Below are 22881 nucleotides of genomic sequence, written 5' to 3'. Positions count from 1 at the left end.
TTGTTGACATGTGACTCCTATTAGCATGAGCAGAAATACTGACGGCGGCCCGAAAGGCGGTGCCCACCCGATGGCTACCGGCGTAAAAGCCCAGAGCCCGGGCGGCGAAGCGGTCCCCGACCGCCTCAAGGCTGTCCAGGATCTCTGCGATCGCGGCGAAGCACTCGACGCCATCATGCGCGTCGTCGGCCCAGGCGGCCGTGACTCCGCGTTCGACAGCGAGGCGCTCAGCGGCCCGCTGGGCGCCCGGATGGATCTGGCGGTCAAACGTGGCGCCGCGCGCAGGCGCGAGCTGCTCACCTTGCTGCGCCCCTACCTGGCGAGTGTGGACCCGGGCGTCAAGCGTGAGCTGCCCGTGGCCCGCCGCCTCATCTGCCACCTGATCGAGAGCCGCCCCGACGAGGAGCTCGTCGACGGCGAGACCCTCACCAAGGTCGTCGCGGCGGCGGCCGAGCCGTCCAAGCGCATCCGCAAGGGCCTGCGCTGGTACGCCGACCTGCCGTTCCGCGACGAGCTGCCGGCCGAGCTCTACCGGCTCAGGCGCGCCGACATGGTGCCGGTGACCCACATCGACGACATCGTCTGGGTCGGCGGCAAGCTGCGCATCACCGGCTTCGCCTACCTCGCGGGCCTGTCCGTCCGCAGCCGCCGCTTCAACAGGGCGACCGTGGTGCTGCGCGGCCCGCGCTGGCTGCCGCCCGTGCGGCTGCGTACCCGCCGGGTGCTCGCGCCCGAGGCCACCCACGGCGCCCGCGAGCCCGGCTGCAACTACGACTGGTCCGGCTTCAGCGCCGAGCTCAACCCGTGGGCGCTGCGCTGGCGCGGCGCGGTGCGGGCGGTCGTCCACGCCGCACGGCGGCGCCTGCGCAGCCGTCCCGCCGTGCGCGACACCACCACGTGGCGCGCCGAGATCGTGTTCTGGAGTCGTGGCGCGCGGGCCACCGGTCTGCTGCGCGGCGCCTCCGTGGGCCGCAGCGAGCGCCCCGCCGGCCGCAAGCTGCGGCCCGGCTGGTGGGCCAGGCCGGTCTGGACCTCCGACCGCGCCCTGCAGGTGGTGCTCCAGCCCAACCGGGCCGAGCTGACCGGCGTCACCGTCGACGAGGACCGTCTCGGGCTGCAGATCTTCCTGCCCGACCGCGCGGTGACCAAGGGCCACGCCCGGCTGGGCGGCCACCGCATCGCCGCCGAGTTCACCCCCTCGGGCAAGGGCACCGAGGTGCTGATCAGCCTGGCGGTGCCCGCGCTGCTGCAGGAGAAGGACGGCCGCCGCCTGTGGGTCGAGCCCAAGGGCGACCCCGCCGCGTCGGTCATGCTCGGCGACCTGGCGGACACCAGGACGACCGTCGCGGACCGCGAGATCACCGTGCTCGGCGACCGGCGCGACCGCGTGGTCGTCTCCGCGCACCGGATCCGCCCGGTGATCGTCTCGGCCGGGTGGGAGGGGTCCACGCTCGTCCTCAAGGGCGACTACCCCGACGCGCCGGGACCGCGCTCGCTCACCCTGCGCCACCGCTCGGGCCTGTCCTACGTGATCCCGATGGAGCGCTCCGGCGAGGACTTCACCGTACGGATCTCCCCGGCCGCCATGGACCGCTTCGGTGAGGCGGTGCCGCTGTCGTCCGGCACCTGGAACATGACCGTGCGCCACCCGTCCGGTGAGATCGTCCCGGCCCGCATGGACCACGCCTGCCTGGAGACCCTGGACGAGGAGCCGCGCGTCCTCGGCGGCCACGCGTTCCGGATGATCTCCACGCGCTTCGACGTGCCCGTGGTGATGTCGGAGGAGGAGCGCCCCGCGGACGAGAAGGGCGTGGCGGGCACCCACGTGCTGCGCCGCGTCTTCTACCCCGCCCAGCGCACCGAGCCGCTGGGCGACGCGACCGTCTACGTGGTCAACGACGGTCGCCTCTACGCCGACAGCGTCCGGGCGATCTACGAGGAGCGGCTGCGGCGCGGCGACGACCGCGAGCACATCTGGATCGTCAAGGACGGCGCGTTCGTCCCGCCGGGCCCGGCGACCGTGGTGCGCGCGGGCAGCCGCGAGCACCACGCGGCGCTCGCCAGGTCCCGCTACATCGTCACCAACGCGTTCCTGCCCGTCTGGTTCCGCTCCCGCGAGGGCCAGGTGGTCGTGCAGACCTGGAACGGCACCCCGGCCAAGCACGTCGGCAACGACCAGGCGCACATGAACCGTGACCCCCGTCCGCCGATCTGGCACCGGCAGGCCACGGAGGTGCGCGGCTGGGACGTGCTGCTGTCGCAGTCGCCGTGGGCGACGCCGGTGCTGCGCCAGGCGTTCGGCTATCAGGGCGAGGTCCTGGAGAGCGGCCTGCCACGCAACGACGTCCTCACCTCGCCCGACCGGGACGAGCTGGCGGCGGCGGTCCGGGCCCGCCTCGGGCTGGCCGAGGGCAAGCGCGTGATCCTCTACGCGCCGACCTGGCGTGACTACGACCGCAAGAACGCGATGGTCAAGCTCGACCTGGCCAAGGCCCGCGAGGCGCTCGGCGCCGACCACGAGCTGCTGGTACGCGCCCACCCCATGCAGGCCGCACCCGCCGTCCCCGACATCGCCCGTGACGTCACGACTTATCCGGATATCGCGGATCTGCTGCTGGTGACGGACGTGCTGGTGACGGACTACTCCTCGGTCATGTTCGACTTCGCCGTGACCGGCCGCCCGATCGTCCTGTACGGCTACGACCTGGCGAAATACTCCACCAAGCGGGGCCTGTACGTGGACCTGCCGGAGATCGCGCCCGGCCCGGTGCTGTCGACGTCGTCGGACGTGGTCGAGGCGCTGCGCTCCATCGATGAGGTGTCGGCCGCGCACGCCGACCGCTACGACGCCTTCAGGGCCACCTTCGCCCCGCGCGACGACGGCAAGGCCACGGCCAGGGTCGTGGACCACATCTTCTCCTAACGAAATCTTCTCCTGACGAACCGGCACGCCGGTGAGCGATGTGCTCACCGGCCAGGGGCTCGTTCACCGGCACGCTGCGTCCCGGCGTGTCGCCGAGAATCCTGATATTTCCCCAGATACCGTGGGCGATCGCGCGAGGAGACCGGTCAAGACGGCACGATCTACCCCTGTGGTCTGGTGGAATCTAGTGTTGTGAGTGGTCAGACCTGGCGACTGGTGCGCCGCAGCAGTGGGGGGCCTGTCGAGGCCCCTGTGCTGGACGAACATCAGCGCGCCGTGGTCGAGCACCGGAGTGGCCCGCTGCTGGTGCTCGCCGGGCCGGGCGCGGGCAAGACCACCACGATCGTGGAGAGCGTCGTCGACCGGATCGAGCGGCGCGGCACGGACCCCGAGCGGGTGCTGATCCTCACCTTCAGCCGCAAGGCCGCCGGCGAGCTGCGCGAGCGCGTCACCGGACGGCTGCGCAGGACCACCCGCACCCCGCTGGCGCTGACCTTTCACTCCTACGCCTACGCGCTGCTGCGGCGCGAGGCCGTGCTGGCGGGCGAACGGCCGCCGCGCCTGCTCACCGGCCCCGAGCAGCTCCTGGAGGTGCGGCGGCTGCTGCACGGCGAGCTAGAGGACGGGGCGCTGGAGTGGCCCGAGGACCTGCGCGAGCCGCTGAAGACCCGCGGATTCGCCGAGGAACTGCGCGACTTCCTGTCCCGCGCGGCCGAGCGCGGCCTGGACGGCGAGCGGATCCAGGAGCTGGGCAGGCGCCACGGCCGGGCGGACTGGGTCGCGGCCGGCCGCTTCTCCCAGCGCTATCAGGTCCGCTTCGACCTGGACCCCGAGCCCGCGCTGGACTACTCCGAGCTGATCAGGGCGGCGGCCGGCCTGCTCACCGATCCCGACGTGCGCCGGCGGGAGCGCGCGGCGCACGACGCGGTGTTCGTGGACGAATACCAGGACACCGACCCGGCGCAGGAGTTCCTGCTGGAGCAGCTGGCCGGCGACGGCCGGGACCTGGTCGCGGTGGGTGACCCGGACCAGTCGATCTACGGGTTCCGTGGCGCGGACGTGCGCGGCATCCTGAAGTTCCCCGAGCGCTTCCGTACCCGGGAAGGGCGGGACGCGCCGGTGGTGGCCCTGCGGGTCTGCCGCCGCAGCGGCGAGGAGCTGCTGGAGGCCTCGCGCCGGGTCGCCGCCCGCCTGCCCGCCGCCCCGATGCCCGACGGCGGCCGTTCGGGCGGCCACCGGGACCTGCTGCCGCTGCCGGAGACCCCGGCGGGGGACGTCCGGGTGCTGCTGGCCGACAGCACCAGCCAGGAGGCCGCGGTCGTCGCCGACACACTGCGGCGCGCGCACCTGATCGACGGGGTGCCCTGGCATCGGATGGCGGTGCTCGTCCGATCGGCGATCCGCCAGGTGCCGTTGCTGCGCCGGGCGCTGGTCAACGCCGGGGTGCCCACGATGATCGCCGGTGACGAGGTGCCGATCGCCCAGGAGCCCGGCGTACGGCCGCTGCTGACGATGCTCCGCGTCGCCCTGGACGTCACCGAACTGGACGAAGGCGTCGCCGAAGAGCTGCTGACCGGCCCACTCGGCGGGACCGACATGATCGGCGTCCGCCGCCTGCGCCGCGCACTCAAAATCGCCGAGAACGAAGCCACCACCGCCGAGGAGCCCACCACCCCCGACGTGCCGGCCGCCGAGGAGCCCACCACCCCCGTCGCGTCGGCCGGGGGTGAGCCCGCGGGGGGTGCGGTGCGCGCGGGGGGCGAGCCCGCCACCCTGCCGTTCGGGGTGCGGTCCTCGGGGGAGTTGCTCGTCGCCGCCGTCAAGGACGCACGCGAGCTCGTACGGATAGAGCCGCACATCGCGCTGCCCGCCGAGCGGGTCGCCAGGCTGCTGGCCACCGCCAGGCAGGCGGTGCGCGAGCAGGGCAGCGCCGAGGAGGCGCTGTGGGCCGTCTGGCAGGGCAGCGGCCTGGCCGAGCGGTGGACGGAGCTGAGCCTGGCCGGCGGCGCCAGGGGCGCGCAGGCCGACCGGGACCTCGACGCGGTGGTGGCCCTGTTCGACTCGGCGGCCCGGTTCGTCGACCGGATGCCCAAGGCGGGCCCCGAGGTGTTCCTGGACGACCTGGCCGCGCAGGAGATCCCCGGTGACACGCTGGCCGAGCGGGCGCCCGACGGCGACGCCGTACGCGTGCTGACCGCCCACCGCGCCAAGGGCCTGGAGTGGGACGTGGTGGTCGTGGCGGGCGTCCAGGAGGGCGTCTGGCCGGACCTGCGGCTGCGCGGCTCGATGCTGGGTGTGGAGGACCTCGTCGAGGTGGTGGAGGGAGCGCGGCCGAACGCCGCCTCGCTCACCTCCAAGCTGCTGGCCGAGGAGCGCCGGCTGTTCTACGTGGCCGCCACCCGCGCCCGCCGCCGCCTGGTGGTGACCGCCGTGGGCGGCGAGGACACCGACGAGCGGCCGTCCCGGTTCCTGTCGGAGCTGCTGCCGGGCGCGGTGGAGGAGGCCACGGTCGACGACCGGGCCCGGTGGCTGAACATGTCCGCGCTGGTCGCCGACCTGCGCAGCGCCGTCACCGACCCCACCAAGCCCGCCGCGATGCGGCACAAGGCCGCCGAGCAGCTGGCCAGGCTGGCCGCCGCCGGCGTGCACGGCGCGCACCCCAACGACTGGTACGCGCTGACCACCATGACCGACGACCGCCCCCTGAGCTGGCCGGACGACATCGTCAGCATCTCCCCGTCGGCCGTGGAGAGCTTCACCAAGTGCGGCCTGCGCTGGCTGCTGGAGACCGCCGTCGGAGCCGCCGGCACCAGCTCCGCGCAGGGCCTCGGCACGGTGATCCACGCGCTGGCCGTGCTGGCCGCCACCGACCTGCCCAGCGAGGACCTGCTCGGCAAGCGGCTGGACGAGATCTGGACGGAGCTCGACTTCGGCGGCGTATGGTTCAACCGCAAGCAGCGCCAGGTCGCCGAGCAGATGATCGGCAAGTTCCTCCGCTGGCACCAGGACAATCCGCGAGATCTCGTCGCCCTGGAAGAGGCGTTCGTCGCCACGGTGGCCGACGGCGTCCAGATCAAGGGCCGCGTTGACCGGGTGGAGCGCGACGCGGAGGGCAGAGCGGTGATCATCGACCTCAAGACGGGCGGCGCCAAGCCCAGGCCGGGCGAGCTCGACCGGCACCCCCAGCTCGGCGTCTACCAGCTCGCGGCCGTGCTCGGCGCGTTCGCCAGGCACGGCATGACCGAGCCGGGCGGTGCCGCGCTGGTCCAGCTCGGCAAGGCGGCGGGCAAGAGCGCCGCGGTGGAGCAGAAGCAGCAGGCCCTCGCCGAGGACGCCAACCCCGGCTGGGCCGCGGACCTGGTCGACACCGTGGCGATCGGCATGTCGGGCCCGTTCTTCCAGGCGAAGGCGAACGACGGCTGCCGCACCTGCGCGGCCAAGGCGAGCTGCCCGGTCAACGACAGCGGGGGACAGGTGTGCTGAACCCGGTCGAACTGGCCGACAAACTCGGCATCCTGCCGCCCACCCGCGAGCAGGCCGGCGTCATCGAAGCCCCGCTCGAACCCATGGTCGTGATGGCCGGCGCCGGCTCGGGCAAGAGCGAGACGATGGCCGGCCGCGTGGTCTGGCTGGTGGCCAACGGCCTGGTCAGCCCCGGCAACGTGCTCGGCCTGACGTTCACCCGCAAGGCCGCCGCCGAGCTCGCCGTCCGGGTCAGGGAGCGGCTCAACGGGCTGGCGGAGGCGGGGCTGGTCGAGCCCGCCCTGCTCGACGAGGAGCCGACCGTCTCCACCTACCACGCCTACGCCGCCCGCCTGGTCACCGACCACGCCCTGCGCGAGGCGCTGGAGCCGACCATGCGCCTGGTCACGCCGGCCGTCTCGTGGCAGCTCGCCTCCCGGGTGGTGGCCATGTACGACGGGCCGATGGACCGGATCGAGCTGAGCCCGCCCTCGGTCACGGCCGCGGTGCTGGAGCTCGCCGGGGAGCTGTCGGAGCACCTGCGCGCCGCCCCCGACGTGCGTCGCGTGGGCGAGTGGCTGCGTGACAGGTACGACGCGCTGCCGGGCCGGACGGTCGCCGCCCAGCGCAAGCCGCTGGCCGTACAGGCGGCCAGGGAGCAACTGCTGCCGCTCGTGGAGGCGTACGAAAGGCTCAAGCGCGGCCGGGAGGTCATCGACTACGGCGACCAGATGTCGCTGGCCGCGCGGATCGCGGCCAACCACAAGGAGGTCGGCGAGATCGAGCGCGCCCGCTTCTCCGTGGTGCTGCTCGACGAGTATCAGGACACCAGCCACGCGCAGCTCGTGCTGCTGCGCTCGCTGTTCGGCGGCGGCCACCCGGTCACGGCGGTGGGCGACCCCTGCCAGTCGATCTACGGCTGGCGCGGCGCCTCGGCGGGCAACCTGCGCCGCTTCCCCCAGGACTTCAGGAGCGGCTCCGGCGACCTCGCCCCGGTGCGGCAGCTCAGCGTCAGCTTCCGCAACGGCGACCGGGTGCTCGACGTCGCCGCGCGGGTGCAGCTCCCGCTGCGGATGGAGGCCCGCGAGGTGCCCGTGCTGGTCCCCGGCCCCAACCGGGTCGACCGGGGCCGGGTCACCTGCGCCTTCCACGAGACGGCCGAGGACGAGGCCAGGTGGATCGCCGACGGCATCGCCGGGCTGCTGGGCAAGGAAGTGGCCCCCGACGGCCTGCCCTGGGGCGAGAAGGAGCGCAAGAAGACGCTCGCCATCCAGCCGCAGGACGTGGCGATCCTGGCGCGCAAGAGGTCGCAGTTCCCCGCCCTGCGCCGGGCGCTGGAGGCGCGCGACATCCCCGTCGAGGTGGTCGGCCTGGGCGGCCTGCTGACCGTGCCCGAGGTCAACGACATCGTCGCGACGCTGCGCGTGCTGTACGACCCGACGGCCGGCGACGCGCTGGCCCGGCTGCTCGCGGGGCCGCGCTGGCGGATCGGCCCCGCCGACCTGCGGGCGCTGGGCGAGCTCGCCCGTGAGCTGAACCGCGAGTCCCGGGACGGCCGCCGCGCCGACGACCCGCTGGACCAGGTGGTGGCCGACCTGGCCGAGGAGCGCGGCAGCCTGGTGGACGCGCTCGACGAGCTGCCCGACCGGGAGGCCTGGCTGCGCTCGTTCTCGCCGCTGGCCGCGACCAGGCTCGTCGCGCTCGCGCACGAGCTGCGCCAGCTGCGGTCCCACACCGGGCAGCCGCTGCCGGACCTGATCAGCGAGATCGAGCGCAGGCTGGGCCTGGACATCGAGGTGGCGGCGCGCGGCGGCACGGTCAGCGCGTTCGCCGCCAGGGCCGACCTCGACGCGTTCCAGGACGCGGCGGCCCGGTTCGCCGGCGACTCCGAGGACCCGACGCTCGGCGCGTTCCTGGCCTACCTGCAGGCGGCCGAGAGCGAGGAGTTCGGGCTGGAGGCGGGCCGGGTCGGCGAGAGCAACAGCGTCAAGCTGATGACCGTGCACGCCTCCAAGGGGCTGGAGTGGCCCGTCGTGGTGGTGCCCGGCCTGTCGCAGCTCCTCAGCACCAAGGGGACGATCGCCAGCGGCAGCATGTTCCCCGCCACGCCCGTCACCAACAGCCGCTGGACCGACAACCCGCGCAAGCTGCCGTACGCGCTGCGCGGCGACGCCGCCGACCTGCCCCGGTTGGCCGGGCTCGGCAAGGAGGAGCTGGCGGTGTTCGACGAGCTCTGCCGCGAGCGGGACCTTATGGAGGAACGGCGGCTGGCGTACGTGGCCGTCACCCGCGCCCACTACCAGCTGATCGCCTCCGGCTACCGGTGGGGGAGCGCCTCCAAGCCGCTGGCCCCGTCGGACTTCCTGCTGGAGATCCGCGACACCGCCGACCGGGTCGCGTTCTGGGCGCCCGAGGTGACCGAGGGCGCCACGAACCCGCTGCTGGCCGAGCCGGCCGAGGCCGTCTGGCCGGTCACCCCCGAGGGGCTGCGGTACGAGTCCGTCCTCGACGGCGCCCGCCTGGTGGAGGCCGCGCTGGACCGGGTGATGACGGCTGCTCCGGCGGAGGGCGTACAGGAAGGCGCCGCAGGCGCGGCGGGCGTGTCCGAGGACGCCGTCCGAGGCGCGGGGGGCGTGCCGGGGGATGCCGGTGTGTCCGTGGAGGGCGGGCGAGGCGCTGAGGCGCTGCGGGCGTTCGAGGAGGAGCGGGTGCGCGCCTGGGAGCGCGACACCGACCTGTTGCTGCGCGAGCGGGAGCTGCACCGGCGGCGCGGCTCCACCACCGTCGAGCTGCCGACCAACCTCACCGTGTCCTCCCTGGTCACGCTGGCCGGCGACGCCCGCGAGCTGGCCCGCAGGATCCGTCGTCCGGTCCCGGTCAAGCCCGCGCCGCTGGCCCGGCGCGGCACGTCGTTCCACAGGTGGCTGGAGACCCGGTGGGACCAGCAGCGGCTCATCGACGACTTCGAGCTGGACCTGCTCCAGGAGCCGGAGGAGGCGGACGTGCGGCTGGCCGACCTGCAGGAGCGGTTCGAGCAGAGCGAGTGGGCCGAGCGGAAGCCGCTCGACCTGGAGGTGCCGTTCGAGACCATGATCGCCGATCGGCTGGTGCGCGGCCGGATGGACGCCGTCTTCGAGCTGCCCGACGGGCGCTACGAGGTCGTCGACTGGAAGACCGGCGAGCCGCCCAAGGGCAAGGCGGCCAGGGTGGCGTCGGTGCAGCTCGCGGCCTACCGCCTGGCCTGGTCGCAGCTCGCGGGCGTGCCCTTGGAGAGCGTGGGCGCGGCCTTCCACTACGTGCGCGCGAACCGGACCGTGCGGCCGGTGGACCTGCTCGACGCCGACGGCCTGGTGGCACTCATCGAGGCCGTCCCCACCCGCCCCCAGCCCGCCGACCGCCCTCCCCGGCCCGGTTCCTGAGCCTCCGGGGCGATCACGCGAGCGGGTTGGCGATCGGTACGTATCCGGCGGACCGGTCGGCGGCCCTGGCCCAGCGCACGCTCAGGTTGGCCTTGGCCGGCAGCGGGGAGCCCGCCAGCAGGTCGGACAGCGGCAGCGGCCAGCCCAGCTCGCCGGCCTGCTGGAGGAGGATCTCGCGGGCCGCCTTCCACAGCTCCGGCAGGATCTCCCCCTCGCCGTCCGCGCCGTCCTCGCCGTCCGCGCCGTGGCCCGCCACCGTGGCGGCGATCTCCACCAGGTGGTTGACCAGCAGGCAGTAGACCACCCGCGCCCAGCCCCGCTCGGCGTCGTACGACACGGCCCGCGCCACCTGCGGAGCGAGCCCGGTCAGGTCGTGCCGGCCGGTGACGAGCTTGGCGCCCTCCAGGTCGCGGAAGACGGCCGCCACGGGCAGCCCGGAGGCGTCCAGGTCCACCAGGACGTTCTGCAGGTGCGGCTCCAGGATCACGCCGTGAGTGAAGTAGAGCTCCAGCACCGGCCGAGCCACCGCCGAGACGTAGGCGGTCCACCACGCGAGCGGATCGCGGCCCAGCGCCTCCGGGGCGGGCGAGCCGGCGGCCAGGGCCCCGGCCAGGATCGGGGTGACGCCGGGGGAGCCGCCTAGCCACGGCCCGGTTCTGACGATCACGCCGAGGCCCTCCAGCAGGCGCGGGCCGAGGTCGGCCGAGCGGTAGCCGGGCTCGGGCAGCCACCGCGTCCCAGGATGTTTTCGCGAAATATCGTGGAAAATCGGGGTGAGTCGGCGGGTCAGCTCCACCGCCCCGGCCAGCTCGTACCACGCGTTCTTCCGTACACAGTTGGTGATCCGCACGTCCAGGCTGAACTTCAGGCACACCCCGGCATCCGGCGCGTACACCGTCCGCACCGACGAGGTCGGCATGACGGCGGGCCCCGGCCCCAGATCCACCAGCTCGCCCCCCAGAGCGGGCCGCAGCAGGTCGAGCTGCCACGGATGCGCGGGCAGCAGCCGATAACCGGCGGGCGCCTCTCCCAGCCCGTCCAGCGCCGTCACGTCGCCCTCCTGCGCCAGCGCGTCCGCCCGCACTCCCAGCAGCCGGAGCGGGAAACTCGCGTGCGCCTCGGGCGCGTACCGCAGCCACCCCCGCCCGCCCCGCGCCTTCGGGCTCGGGTGGAACGGGTGCCCGTACACCAGCGCCTGCTCCGAGGCCAGCCACGGATCGGCCGGCGGCACGGCGGCGGCCCTGGCCCGCAGGATCACCGCCATGGCCGTACGACTGGCCGCCACCTGCCCGGCGAACTCCTCGTTGTGGCCGCGTCCACGCCCCAGATCCGCCTGTGCCAGCCGTACCAGCTCGTCGGTCGTCAGGGGGTGCCAGGCGCCCGCTTCGAGCCGCTCGGGACGCCCCTCGAAGCGCAGCGCCGCGCCGCCGCGCGTGCGCGCCCGCAGCAACTCGCCGCCCACCCGCAGCAGCACGTACGGCGGAGCCGGCCAGACCAGGCCGCGCGGCCCGGCGACCTCCCGGACGCAGCAGCGCAGCAGCGCCGCGAGCGTCGCCCCCTCGGCCTCCTCGGCGGGCGAGGTGAGGGCCAGACCGTGCATTCAAGCTCTCCTCAGGTAGTTGGGCCCGCTGGTGCCGTAGAACTTGTTCACGTCCGCCGCGCCGGTCCGCTCCTTGGCCACCAGCGTCCCGGCGGTGACCATGGACTTGCCGGTGAGCCGGGCGGCGTCGAGCGTCCTGGCCCGCAGGAGTCTGGCCATCGGGTCGTCGCCGTAGCCGTTGAGCGCCTCGGCCAGCGTGTCGCGCAGCAGCGCGGCCGCGCGGGCGTGCGGCAGCGCACCGAAGGCGATGGCGGCGGCCGCCAGGTGGAGCGTGATGGTCACGAACACGTCGGCCAGCGCGTGCGGGTCGTCGGTCAGCATCCGGGGATCGCCGAACTCGGGCACCGCGACCCCGGCCGCCGCGAGCCTGGCGGGCGAGGCCAGCAGCCCGTCGTTGTCCTTGACCAGCAGCTTCATCCCCTCGCCGGTGAAGACCAGGGACAGGTTCTGCTGGTGCGCCTCCAGCGCGACGCCGTACTCGACGAACAGCCGTACGTTCCAGCGCAGCAGGAGGCGCAGGTAGGCGGGCAGCACGTCGCCCAGCTCGGCCAGCACACCCGGGATCGCCAGCGCCGCGACCGGCACCACCTTCCCGGCCGGGAGCCTGCGCACCATCCAGGCGAGGTACTCGTGCCCCGCGTGCGCGTGGCTCTGCTCGTCGGCGATCAGCACGTCGGAGTCGGCGAGCGCGCGCAGCAGCAGCTCCGCGCGGGCGCCGTCGCGCAGGGTGCCGGCCTTGATCGAGCGCCGGTTGCGCAGGCCGAGGGTGCTGGTGGGCAGCGGCAGCTTGAGATGCGTGCGGGCGTCGATCTCCACGGTCCGCATCGACAGCGTGGGTCGTACGGTGACGCGCGCCTCCTCCAGCACCCGCACCCCGTCGATCCCGCGCACCTCGCCCACGGTCAGCGGATGCACCGGGAAGAGCACCTCGCCGTCCGGCAGCTCGCGCGTCCGCACGTCGGCGGGCAGCGCGAGCGCGGAGCCCGGCTCCCACGTCCGCACGTCGGCGGGCAGCCCGAGTGCGGAGCCCGGCTCCAGCATCCGGCGCGGCACCGCCGCCCAGCGCAGCTCGAACGAGGGCGCGAACTCCGGCGCGTACGCCAGCAGATCGGCCTCCGACAGCCCCTGCCGGGCCCGTGAGGTCGGATAGACCGGATGGTCGGCGAAGGCCGCCAGCGACTCGTAGGAAGGCTTCCTGGCCAGTACGTCGGGCAGGTGCGCGTCGTGCAGCTCCAGGGCGGCCAGCGCCGCCACGCACTCCTCGAAGAACGCCGCCACGCCCGCCGCGTCCTGCGGGTCGGCGAGCTCGGCCAGCGTCTCCAGCACCTGCTCCAGCCCGAGCTGCTGGCCGGGGGCCACCACGAAGTCCTGGAACGGCGCGCCGGTCGCCAGCCGCACCAGCCGCCCGTCGGCCAGCGTCAGTCCGACGCCGCTCCGGCTCCTGCCCACCCGGGCCGACAGCCTGCCGTAGTCCTCGCGCAGCAGGGCGTTGAGCACCCGGGCGGCCAGGTACGCCTCCCTGGACCTCATCCGACGACCCAGGGCCGGGTGGCGCGGTAGTCGAGCACGGCCGCGTCCACCCGGGCCCGGTCCGGCCCGACGGCTCTGATCACGCCCAGGTAGTCGCGGTTGGTGTGGGTCCGCTCCACCCGGTCGCCGACCTGGCGCAGCGGCCGGTGCCAGAGCCGGACGCCGTCCCGGGCGAGCTCCTCCGCCCCGGGCGCCGAGGTGATCGTGCCGGACCGGCCGGCGACCAGGCTGACCGCGCTGCCGTACCGGTCGACGGCGGGCACCCGCGGCGCCCGCTCGCCGAGATGCACCCGCAGGATCCACTCGAACAGCGGCACGCCGAGCAGGTCGGCGAGCAGGAAGTCGCAGTGGTCGCCGATCACCCGGTAGTTGATCTCGACGATCCGCGGCCCGCGCGCGGTGTCGACGTACTCGGTGTGGCAGGCGCCGAAGCCCGCCCCGATGGCCCGCAGCGCCGCCAGCACGTGCTCGTGCGGCCCGTCCGGCGCCCAGTCCAGCCGCTCCTCGACGAAGTACGGCAGCGGCCCCAGCGTGGTGGCGAACCCGCCGAGCACCTGGATAGTCTCCCCGTCGCCCAGGGTCTCCAGCGTGCGCAGCGGCCCCTCCAGATATTCCTCCACGACCAGCGACTCGCCGGGCCGTCGCCGCCTGATCGTACGGACCGCTCCGGCCAGATCGGACGCCACGTACAGCACGTCCTCGCTGGCCACCCCCTCCCTGGGTTTGACCACGAGCGGGTACGTCAGCCCGTCCGGCACCGGATCCCCGGGCCCCAGCCGGACGGAGCGGACCCGCTCGATCCCCGCCTGCGCGAGCCTGCGGCGGGTCAGGAACTTGTTCTTGGCGGTCAGGCAGGCCCGCCAGTCCTTGCCGGGCAGCCCGAAGTAGTCGGCGGCCATGGCCGTCTCCGCCTGCAGATGATCGGAGTTGGAGAAGAGGGCGTCGGGCCTGCCGAGGTGCTCGATCGTGTCGATCAGAGCGCGCGGGTCGCGCACGTCGCAGGCGACGGCGCTGGGATGCCGCTCCGGCCGGTCGGTGAGGATCGTCACCGCACACCCCAGCGCGCGGGCGGCGGGCAGGAATCCGCCGGTCACCGAATCGGTCGCTTTGAGCGCGGTCAGGTAGAGCCGCAACGCGAGGCACCCCCGGAGGATCAGGTAAGCCTAGCCTAACTCACAAGATCCTAGTCCCTCGAAGATCCGGCTGAAGCCGTGGATTCGTAATCGGCGGACAACCCCGAGGTCATAGGATGACATGGGATTTAGGAAGGGTGGGGCCGTGGAAACCGCGGAAGAGCAACTCATCGGACCGCTGCTCCTCGCACGCGGCACCATCGACAGATCGGGCGCGTTGCGCGCCGACGACGCCTGGTTGGAACGTGCCTGGGCGGATCCGGCGACCCGGGTGCTCCTCGTCGACAACGGCCGCACCCTCGTCAGGCGCACCGGCGACGAGGTCCACGCCGTGCTCCTCACCACCGCCGAGGCCCCGCCCGGCGAGCGCTATCTGCTGGGAGTCGCGGACGACGTCGCCTACTTCGCGGTGGCCGCGCCGCTGCCCGGCGTGCCCGGCGGGCACGCCGGCGAGGTCAACGGCCGCCTGTCCAGCGTCATGAGCCTGCGGGACGCCCCCGACGGCCAGGCGGTCCCCGCCGGCCTGCGGCAGGCGGGCGGGCTGCTCGGCGACCGCGACGCCGGCCTGCTGGTCTACGCGGTCGCGCTCGAGGCCTGGCACACCACCCACGACTACTGCCCGCGCTGCGGCACCCGCACCGAGGTGCGGGCGGGCGGCCACATCCGGGTCTGCCCCCAGGACGCGAGCCAGCACTTCCCCCGCGTCGACCCCGCGGTCATCATGCTGATCCGCGACGCCGACGACCGCTGCCTGCTCGCCCGCGGCCCGCACTGGCCCGAAGGCCGCCTGTCGATCCTGGCCGGCTTCGTGGAGCCCGGCGAGTCCCTGGAGGCCGCCGTCGTCCGCGAGGTGGCCGAGGAGGTCGGCATCGCGGTCACCAACCCGCGCTATCTCGGCAGTCAGCCCTGGCCGTTCCCGCGCAGCCTCATGCTCGGGTTCTTCGCCGAAGCCCTCACCACCGACCTGACCCCCGACACCGAGGAGATCGCCGAAGCCCGCTGGTTCTCCCGCGAGGAGCTGGCCGAGGCCCTGGAGTCCGGAGAGCTGCGTCTTCCGCCGTCGGTCTCCATCGCCCGCCGTCTCATCGAGACGTGGTACGGCAAGCCCCTCGAGGGTGACTGGTAGGTCAGGCCGCTTCCAGGAGGGCCTTCACCTCGCGGGCCGAGGGGTTGGTGCGGACCACGCGCCCCTTGGCCGTCTCGATCACCACGGTCGGCACGACCTGGTTCCCGTTGTTGACACTCATCACGAACGCGGCCGCGTCGGGGTCGCGCTCGATGTCGATCTCATCGAAGCGGATGCCTTCTCGGGTCAGCTGCGACTTCAGCCGCTTACAGGGACCGCACCACGAAGTGCTGTAGACCGTGAGCGCCATGTCAGGGATTCCTCCAAGGTCAGGAACGGGCGTCCCGTGCAACAACGCGGGACGCCCCGGTAATCCCCTATCCGATGCGTTCGGAAATCCAGGCCTGCACCCGCTCGGCCACGCGCACGTCGCGGTAGAGCCCGGAGGCGTGCGCCGTGCCCGGCACGGTGACGACCTTCACCGGCACCCCCGCCTTGCCCAGCATCTTCTTCGCCAGCATGCTCTGCACCGGAGGCACGAACTCGAACTGCGAGTGCACGGTCAGCATCGGCGCGTCCTTGCTGCTGGCGTGCCAGGCGACCTCCATGCTGGCCCAGACCCGCGAGCACTTGCCCTTGGGCGCGCAGCCGCCGGCCAGCCGGATCGCCGCCTTGCGGAGCTGCTGGGCGTAGGGGTCGGCGGCGGTGGCGCCGTCGGTGTAGGCGCGCAGCGGCGAGATGATCGGCGACAGGCCCACGACGCCCTTGAGCCCCGGCGTGCCGTTGCCGTAGGTGCCCACGGCGGCGGCGATGTGCCCGCCCGCGGAGAAGCCGGTCACCACGAAGTTGCTCGTGTCGAACGCCCATCGGGCGGCGTGCCGCTTGGCCGTGGCGATGGCGTCCAGCGCGTCGACGCGCTGCGCGGGCCAGGCCGCCTCGGTGGAGAGCCGGTAGTTGATGTTGAAGACCGTGTAGCCGCGGTCGGCGTAACTCCGCGTGATCTCGGTCATCTGCTTCTTGTCGCCGCTGGACCACCAGCCGCCGTGCACGATGAAGATCCCCGGGCGCTTCTGCCCGTCGGGGGTCCACCAGACGTCCATCTGCTGGTGGCGGTGCTTGCCGTAGGAGACGGTCTCCGAGGCTAAACCGCCCATCCCGTCCAGATCGGTCGTGGAGGTCGTCGGTGTCGGACCCGGTACGGGGTCCGTGCTCGCCGACGCGGTCGCGGGCGCGAGCGCGACACACGTGAGCGCGATCGCGCTCAAGGAAACCGCTGTTCGCACGGCCTTCCTTTCTCCTCCATGCTCAGGGACGGCCCCATTGTGATGGAAGCAACCGGTTCTTTGCACCTCGTTGCCTCACAGCGGGTGAATGCCGCAGCTTGCCAGAATGGAGTCCGGACCGCCACCGGCTGGGAGACTGAATGAGTGAACAGCGTGGATGACGTGCTGTCCGGGCTCGATCCGGAGCAGCGTGAGGTGGCAGAGACCCTGCGTGGGCCGGTCTGCGTGCTCGCCGGCGCCGGCACGGGCAAGACCAGAGCGATTACGCACCGCATCGCTCATGCCGTGCGCAGCGGAGTCGTCGACGCACGCAGCGTGCTGGCAGTGACATTCACCACACGGGCGGCCGGCGAGCTGCGGCAGCGGCTGCGCGCGCTGGGCGCGCCCGGGGTGCAGGCGCGCACCTTCCACGCCGCCGCGCTGCGGCAGCTCACCTATTTCTGGCCCCGGGTGATCGGTGGCGAGGCGCCTTCGGTGATCGAGTCCAAGCTGCCGGTGCTGGTGGAAGCCTGCCGCCAGATCCGGAAAAATCCGGATCGGTCCGAGTTGCGGGACATCGCGGCCGAGGTCGAGTGGGCCAAGGTCACCCAGGTCGGGCCGGAGGACTACGTCGCGGCGGCGGCCAAGCACCACCGCACCTCTCCCGTGCCCGCCGAGGAGGTGGCCCGCCTCTACGAGGGCTACGAGCGGATCAGGCGCGAGCGCCACCTGGTCGACTTCGAGACCATCCTGGAGCTCACCGCCGCGGTGATGACCGAGCACCAGGAGGTGGCGGGCCAGATCCGCCAGCAATACCGCTACTTCGTCGTCGACGAGTACCAAGACGTCAACCCGCTGCAGAAGCTCCTGCTCGACACCTGGCTCGGCGGGCGCAAGGACGTCTGCGTGGTCGGCGACCCCAACCAGACGATCTACTCCTTCACCGGCGCCACCCCGCGCTACCTGACCGGCTTCGCCGTCGAGCACCCGGACGCCGCGGTCATCAAGCTGGTCCGTGACTACCGCTCCACGCCTCAGGTGGTGGACCTGGCCAACCTGGTCATCGCCAAGGGCAGATCACCGCACCGCGTGGAGCTGATCGCGCAGCGCCCCGAAGGCCCCCGGCCGACCTTCGCCGACTACGACGACGAGCCGGCCGAGGCCGCCGGAGTCGCCCGCGCCATCCGCAAGCTGATCGACCAGGGCGTGCCGTCCCGCGAGATCGCCGTGCTGTTCCGCACCAACTCCCAGTCGGAGGCCTACGAGCAGGCCCTGTCCAAGGCCGAGATCCCCTACGTCCTGCGCGGGGCCGAGCGCTTCTTCGAGCGTCCAGAGGTACGGCAGGCGGTCGTGCTGCTGCGCGGCGCGGCCCGCTCCGCCGCCGGCGAGCCGCTGGCCGCCGAGGTCCACCACATCCTGGCGGGCGTCGGCCTGACGCCGGCACCGCCCGGCGGCGGCAAGGCACGCGAGAAGTGGGAGTCCCTCAAGGCCCTGGCGGACCTGGCCGAGGACCTGGCCGCCACCGGCGCGGATCTGCAGGCGTTCGTCGCCGAGCTCGAACGCCGCGCGTCCGAGCAGCACGCGCCGCCGATCGAGGGGGTCACCCTGGCCTCCCTGCACGCCGCCAAGGGCCTGGAGTGGGACGCCGTCTTCCTCGTCGGCCTGACCGACGGCATGATCCCCATCATCTACGCCGAGACCCCGGAGCAGATCGAGGAGGAGCGCCGCCTGCTCTACGTCGGCGTCACCCGGGCCCGCGAGCACCTGTCCCTGTCCTGGGCGCTGTCCCGCGCCCCTGGAGGCCGTAAGAGCCGCCGCCCGTCCCGCTTCCTGGACGGCCTCACCGGCCGCGCGCCCGCCTCACCGCGCGCGGCGGCGCCCGCCCGCGAACGTCGTACGGTCGCGCCTCCGGTGAGCTGCCGGGTCTGCGCCAGGTCCCTGACGACGGCGCCGGAGCAGAAGCTGGGCCGCTGCGCCACCTGCCCGGCCGACTACGACGAGGCCCTGCTGGAGAACCTGAAGGTCTGGCGCGCGGCCACCGCCAAGGAGGCGAAGCTGCCGCCGTACGTCGTGTTCACCGATGTGACGCTGCAGGCCATCGCGGAGCGCGCGCCCACCACCGAGCAGGAGCTGTTGTCCATCGCCGGCATCGGCCGCGTCAAGCTCGACCGCTACGGCGAGGCGGTCCTTGGCCTCTGCCGCGCCGCCTCTCCGTGATGTGCGGTTCTGCGGTAGTGGCACCATGTTGGGGGCGGATTTCCCGTACGGCAGATATGAGGGGCTCTTTGTGAACGAGGCGCTGAAGGAACTCCTCGACCTGCTCGATCTTGAGCAGCTCGAACTGGACCTGTTCCGGGGGCGCAGCCCGAGGGAGCGCATCCAGCGCGTCTTCGGCGGGCAGGTCGCCGCGCAGGCGCTGGTCGCGGCCGGTCGCACCGTGGACTCCGACCGGAACGTGCACTCCCTGCACGCCTACTTCATCCGCCCCGGCGACCCCTCGGTGCCGATCGTCTACAACGTCGAACGGGTGCGGGACGGCAGGTCGTTCACCACGCGCCGGGTCACGGCCATCCAGCACGGCAAGACCATCTTCACGATGTCCGCGTCGTTCCACGTCCTGGAGGACGGCGTGCAGCACCAGGCACTGGTGAAACCGGACGTGCCGGACGCCGAGTCGCTGCCCGGCTACCAGGAGCGGATGTCGGGGCTGCTCGGCACCCACCCCGAACTACGCGAATGGGTCTCCCGGCCGCGCCCGGTGGACTCCCGGTACGCCTCCCCGCTGACCTGGGAGGCGTACATGAATCCGGAGCTGCGCTCCGCCGAGACCAACGTCTGGTTCCGCTACGACGCCGACCTGCCGGACGATCCGCTGCTGCACGTGGTGCTGGCCGCCTACGCCTCCGACTTCACCCTGGTCGACACGGTCCTGCTGGCGCACGGCATGGCCTGGGGAGCCTCGGACATGATGGGCGCCTCCCTTGATCACGCCATGTGGTTCCACCGGCCGTTCCGGGCCGACGACTGGCTGCTGTACGCCCAGGAATCCCCCTGGTCAGGGGCGGCGAGAGGGCTCGCGCGGGGCGAGATGTTCACCGCGTCGGGCGAGCTGGTGGTGTCGGTGGTGCAGGAGGTCATGATCCGGTTGAGAAAATCGTAAAACTGCAGGTAGAAAATATGTTGCCCAGTTCCCGGATCCCGGTTTAGGGTCTTGGACAAGCGAGTCGGGCAATCAGCCCGACGATCCCAGAGTGGAGGTGAGCCCCGGTGATCAGCATCAAGATGACGGCCACGCAGTGGCTCGCTTCCGCATGCCGTGACTCGGTCAGGCTCGTCGATGGGCCGGCCAAGCTGCGGCGGGAGCAGTCTGCCCGTCGTCAGGACCCGGCTTTCTATGCGCGTGCCCATTTCGGTGCGGCCGCCCTGATCGCCCCTGCCTTCGTCGCAGGCAATGAAGTGTCGACCCCGCAGTTCACCAAGGGTGGAAGGTGCGGTCCGCAACCCTGGAGGGATGCGCCGGTCATAACCTGACCGGCACATAGGAGCCCCCAGGCCGCGGATCCGCACACAGGATCCGCGGCCTCTTTGTTTGTCCGTGATCCCCCGAACACCCACGAGGTGCCAGAACAAGATCAAAAAGACCGATCGAAGGAGAAAGCAGATGGGGGCGAAGACGATCATGGACCTGATCGACGAAGCCGAGATCCCCTGCCGTACCGACCCTGACCTGTGGTTCGCAGAGTCACCGGAGGACGTCGAGTTCGCCAAGGCGCTCTGTGGCGGCTGCCCGATCCAGAAGGCCTGCCTGGCCCGCGCGCTCGAGCGCGAGGAGCCATGGGGCGTCTGGGGTGGCGAGCTGATCCTCCGCGGGACCGTCGTACCCCGTAAGCGTCCGCGCGGGCGTCCGCGCAAGCACCCGGTCGCTGCCTGAAGTTCCTGCACAGCCTTCCAACAGAAAGAAGACAGGCAATGAGCATCCCGACGAGTCACATCTCGGCGCCGTATCTCTACCATGAATTGGTAAACGACCGAATACAAACCCTCCATCGGGAGGCGCGAGAGCAACGCCTGGTCGCTCGCATCAGCCGCATCCAGCGAGCTGAGCGCGGGGTCCGACGGGCGAATGAACGCCTCAGCCGGGCCCTGGGCATGGAGGGCTGATCCGGGAGATCCTGCCGCCGGCGCAGGATCTCCCGGATCCTCCGAGATCAACTTAATCGCCCCGCACGGAACACGACCTGTTCCGTGCGGGGCGGTGTCGTTCCCAGCTCCTGACCTGTACGGCTCGGCTCGGCCGTCGGTGTCGTTCGCGGCTCCTGACCTGTGCGGCTCGGCTCGGCCGTCAGTGCGCGACGGCCCCGGAGGCGGCGACCATCCCCGGATCGTCCTCGGCCGACCACAGGCGGGTTGCCATCCAGACGATCCCCGCCGCGGCCACGACCAGGCCGATGAGGTAGACCGGCGCCGGTAACGCGCTTCGCAGCGAGCCGGGAATCATCCCCACGACGTAGAGGGCGACGCCCGGTGGAGGAAGCAGGCCGCTCCGGAGGGCCGCCGCGCCGAACGTCAGCACCCCCGCCACCAGAACGACCGAAGTGACGAGGAACGCCATCCCCGTGCCCCCCGCGAGGAGCCCGGTGACCGTGGCGCCGTCGAGCGACGGGAAAATGAAGTGCAACGCGTACTCGATGGCGAACGCTCCCGCGAGACCGGCGGAGTTGAGCAGATATCCGACCAGGCCGAGATTCCCCGCGCTGCCACGGATGAGCAGGTAGAGCCCGGTGATCGCGAACAGCCCCGTCAACGCTCCGAACGGGGCGATGGCATGGGTGAGAGCCGTCTCGGGGACGACCCCCGCGCGACGGAGCACATTCACGACCAGCAGCACGGCACAGACATAGGCAGCCACGGCGGCTATCCGGTAGAGACGCATGTACGACCTTCCTTCCAGCTTCCTTCTTGGTGATTACGCCGTAAGCATGCGCGCCCCAGGGCCACCGGCTAAGCCTCGGCGGGCCGTCGTAAGCACCCCGAAAGAACTCGACGAGCGACGCGACAGACAGTTCGCTGCTTCGCTGCCCGGTCCGGGATGCACATCTCCTGGAGGACATCGGACCCACGCATCAACTCGGCCGGCCGCGCAGCGCCCATCGACCGATTTAAAGTCCATCAAATGAAATTGATGTATTCTGCTGGCATGGTGTCCAGGGATCAGACGCCTCCGGCGTTCGTGCGGCTGGCCGCCCACCCGCTGCGGTGGCGGCTGCTGACCGCACTGGCCACGAGCGACTATCGGGTCCGTGAGCTGGTCCACCTGCTCGGCGAGCCGCAGAGCCTGGTCTCCTACCATCTACGGCTGCTCCGCGGCGGCGGTCTGGTCACCGCCCACAGGAGCAGCTTCGACGCCCGCGACAGCTACTACCACCTGGACCTGGAGCGCTGCACGCACGCCCTGACCGCCACCGGCCTCGCCCTGCATCCGGCGCTGCGCCTGGCCCCCACCCCGCCACCGGCCACCGCCACCCCTCGGCTTCGGGTGCTGTTCGCATGTACGGGCAACAGCGCCCGCTCACCGATCGCCGAGGCCCTGCTGCGCCACCGCACCGGCGGCCACGTGAAGGTGACCAGCGCCGGCAGCCACCCCAACCCGCGCATACACCCTCACGCCGTACGAGTCCTACGCGAGCACTACGGCATCGACCTCGCCGACCAGCGGCCCCGCCACCTGGACACGATGGCCCACCGCCGCTTCGATCACCTGATCACCCTGTGCGACAAGGTCCGCGAGGTCTGCCCCGACTTCACCGGCCGACCGCGCCAGACCCATTGGAGCATCCCCGCCCCACCCCCCACCCACGTCCTCGACCACCCAGCTACGAGCGACCTCGACCGGGCAGCTATGAGCGACGTCGACAGGGCGAGCTACTCCGCTTGCAGAGACATGGCGGCGGAGATCGACACCCGTATTCGCTACCTGCTGCCCGTCCTCGCCCACGCCACGAACTCGGAGATCGAGCCATGACCACTACACCCGACGAACTCGTCAGCGTCCGCTACATCGTCGACGATGTGGCCGCCGCCGTCCACTTCTACACGAGCCACCTGGGCTTCACCCTGCACACCAACCCGGCCCCCGCCTTCGCCGACGTGGTACGCGGCCCCTTGCGCCTGCTCCTGTCCGGCCCTGCGAGCTCCGGTGCCCGCGCCACCCCCGACGACTCCACCGCCCCCGGCCGCAACCGCATCCACCTCATCGTTCACGACCTTGAAGCCGAGATCGCCCGGCTACGCACCGCTGGGCTGTCCTTCCGCAGCGACGTCATCGCCGGCCCCGGCGGACACCAGATCCTCCTGGCCGACCCAGCCGGCAACCTCATCGAACTCTTCGAACCCGCTTCCCCGTGAATCCCCTCTTCAGAACTTCCACGGCGGACTGAGCCAGAGCTTTATGGGAGGCGAGCTGGGCCAGGAGCTCTAAGGAGGGCG

The 22881-nt window shown here is 72.1% G+C and carries 16 protein-coding genes; 10 read left to right on the top strand and 6 right to left on the bottom strand.

Annotation, left to right across the window (positions count from 1 at the left end):
• Nucleotides 1-70: 70 nt before the first annotated feature.
• The 3 genes from IEY87_RS27945 (at nt 71) to IEY87_RS27935 (ending at nt 9804) form a co-directional block, all read left to right on the top strand.
• The gene (locus tag IEY87_RS27945) at nt 71-2923 is read left to right on the top strand and encodes a CDP-glycerol glycerophosphotransferase family protein (protein WP_225277775.1); all 2853 of its coding nucleotides are present in this window, start codon (nt 71-73) and stop codon (nt 2921-2923) included.
• Nucleotides 2924-3175: 252 nt separating this feature from the next.
• Nucleotides 3176-6406: an ATP-dependent helicase gene (locus IEY87_RS27940; protein ID WP_189141783.1), complete on the top strand. Its 3231-nt coding sequence runs from the start codon at nt 3176-3178 to the stop codon at nt 6404-6406.
• Complete coding sequence (locus tag IEY87_RS27935) at nt 6400-9804, top strand: ATP-dependent helicase (protein WP_189141782.1); 3405 nt, start codon at nt 6400-6402, stop codon at nt 9802-9804. The genes IEY87_RS27940 and IEY87_RS27935 overlap by 7 nt, the downstream gene beginning before the upstream one ends.
• A gap of 13 nt (nt 9805-9817) precedes the next feature.
• Here the strand turns inward: IEY87_RS27935 and IEY87_RS27930 are convergent, their stop codons facing one another.
• The 3 genes from IEY87_RS27930 to IEY87_RS27920 are packed head-to-tail and all read right to left on the bottom strand — an operon-like array spanning nt 9818 to nt 14067.
• Nucleotides 9818-11404: an IucA/IucC family protein gene (locus IEY87_RS27930; RefSeq protein ID WP_189141781.1), complete on the bottom strand. Its 1587-nt coding sequence runs from the start codon at nt 11402-11404 to the stop codon at nt 9818-9820.
• On the bottom strand, nt 11405-12934 hold the full coding sequence (locus IEY87_RS27925; protein WP_189141780.1) for an IucA/IucC family protein: 1530 nt from the start codon (nt 12932-12934) through the stop codon (nt 11405-11407). It lies immediately after the preceding gene.
• Nucleotides 12931-14067 carry an ATP-grasp domain-containing protein gene (locus IEY87_RS27920; protein ID WP_189141779.1) on the bottom strand — a complete coding sequence of 379 codons (1137 nt, stop codon included), beginning with the start codon at nt 14065-14067 and terminating at the stop codon, nt 12931-12933. Before IEY87_RS27920 ends, IEY87_RS27925 begins: the two co-directional genes overlap by 4 nt.
• Nucleotides 14068-14212: 145 nt before the next feature.
• On the opposite strand from IEY87_RS27920, the gene nudC reads away from it, so the two are divergent.
• Complete coding sequence (gene nudC / locus IEY87_RS27915) at nt 14213-15193, top strand: NAD(+) diphosphatase (RefSeq protein WP_229699395.1); 981 nt, start codon at nt 14213-14215, stop codon at nt 15191-15193.
• Between the two features lies 1 nt (nt 15194).
• On the opposite strand, the gene IEY87_RS27910 is transcribed toward nudC, so the two are convergent.
• Nucleotides 15195-15443, bottom strand: coding sequence for a glutaredoxin family protein (locus tag IEY87_RS27910; protein WP_263652783.1), 249 nt, complete (start codon nt 15441-15443; stop codon nt 15195-15197).
• A 67-nt stretch (nt 15444-15510) separates the two neighbouring features.
• The gene (locus tag IEY87_RS27905; protein ID WP_225277776.1) at nt 15511-16416 is read right to left on the bottom strand and encodes an alpha/beta hydrolase; all 906 of its coding nucleotides are present in this window, start codon (nt 16414-16416) and stop codon (nt 15511-15513) included.
• Between the two features lie 153 nt (nt 16417-16569).
• On the opposite strand from IEY87_RS27905, the gene IEY87_RS27900 reads away from it, so the two are divergent.
• From IEY87_RS27900 to IEY87_RS27885, 4 genes are all read left to right on the top strand, one after another.
• Nucleotides 16570-18612: an ATP-dependent DNA helicase UvrD2 gene (locus IEY87_RS27900; RefSeq protein WP_189141993.1), complete on the top strand. Its 2043-nt coding sequence runs from the start codon at nt 16570-16572 to the stop codon at nt 18610-18612.
• Nucleotides 18613-18682: 70 nt separating this feature from the next.
• Nucleotides 18683-19555 (top strand): acyl-CoA thioesterase, encoded by an 873-nt coding sequence (locus IEY87_RS27895; RefSeq protein WP_189141777.1) that lies wholly within the window; start codon nt 18683-18685, stop codon nt 19553-19555.
• A gap of 107 nt (nt 19556-19662) precedes the next feature.
• Complete coding sequence (locus IEY87_RS27890) at nt 19663-19926, top strand: hypothetical protein (RefSeq protein WP_189141776.1); 264 nt, start codon at nt 19663-19665, stop codon at nt 19924-19926.
• A 130-nt stretch (nt 19927-20056) separates the two neighbouring features.
• On the top strand, nt 20057-20326 hold the full coding sequence (locus IEY87_RS27885) for a WhiB family transcriptional regulator (protein WP_189141775.1): 270 nt from the start codon (nt 20057-20059) through the stop codon (nt 20324-20326).
• Between the two features lie 411 nt (nt 20327-20737).
• Here IEY87_RS27885 and IEY87_RS27880 read toward each other — a convergent pair whose 3' ends face one another.
• On the bottom strand, nt 20738-21328 hold the full coding sequence (locus IEY87_RS27880; protein WP_189141774.1) for a hypothetical protein: 591 nt from the start codon (nt 21326-21328) through the stop codon (nt 20738-20740).
• Between the two features lie 264 nt (nt 21329-21592).
• Here IEY87_RS27880 and IEY87_RS47025 point away from each other — a divergent pair, with 264 nt between their 5' ends.
• On the top strand, nt 21593-22417 hold the full coding sequence (locus tag IEY87_RS47025; RefSeq protein ID WP_189141773.1) for an arsenate reductase/protein-tyrosine-phosphatase family protein: 825 nt from the start codon (nt 21593-21595) through the stop codon (nt 22415-22417).
• The gene (locus IEY87_RS27870; RefSeq protein ID WP_189141772.1) at nt 22414-22800 is read left to right on the top strand and encodes a VOC family protein; all 387 of its coding nucleotides are present in this window, start codon (nt 22414-22416) and stop codon (nt 22798-22800) included. The genes IEY87_RS47025 and IEY87_RS27870 overlap by 4 nt, the downstream gene beginning before the upstream one ends.
• Nucleotides 22801-22881 lie beyond the last annotated feature (81 nt).

This window comes from Nonomuraea glycinis, assembly GCF_014646515.1.
Lineage (GTDB): Bacteria > Actinomycetota > Actinomycetes > Streptosporangiales > Streptosporangiaceae > Nonomuraea > Nonomuraea glycinis.
This window is presented reverse-complemented; position numbering and strand designations above follow the sequence as displayed.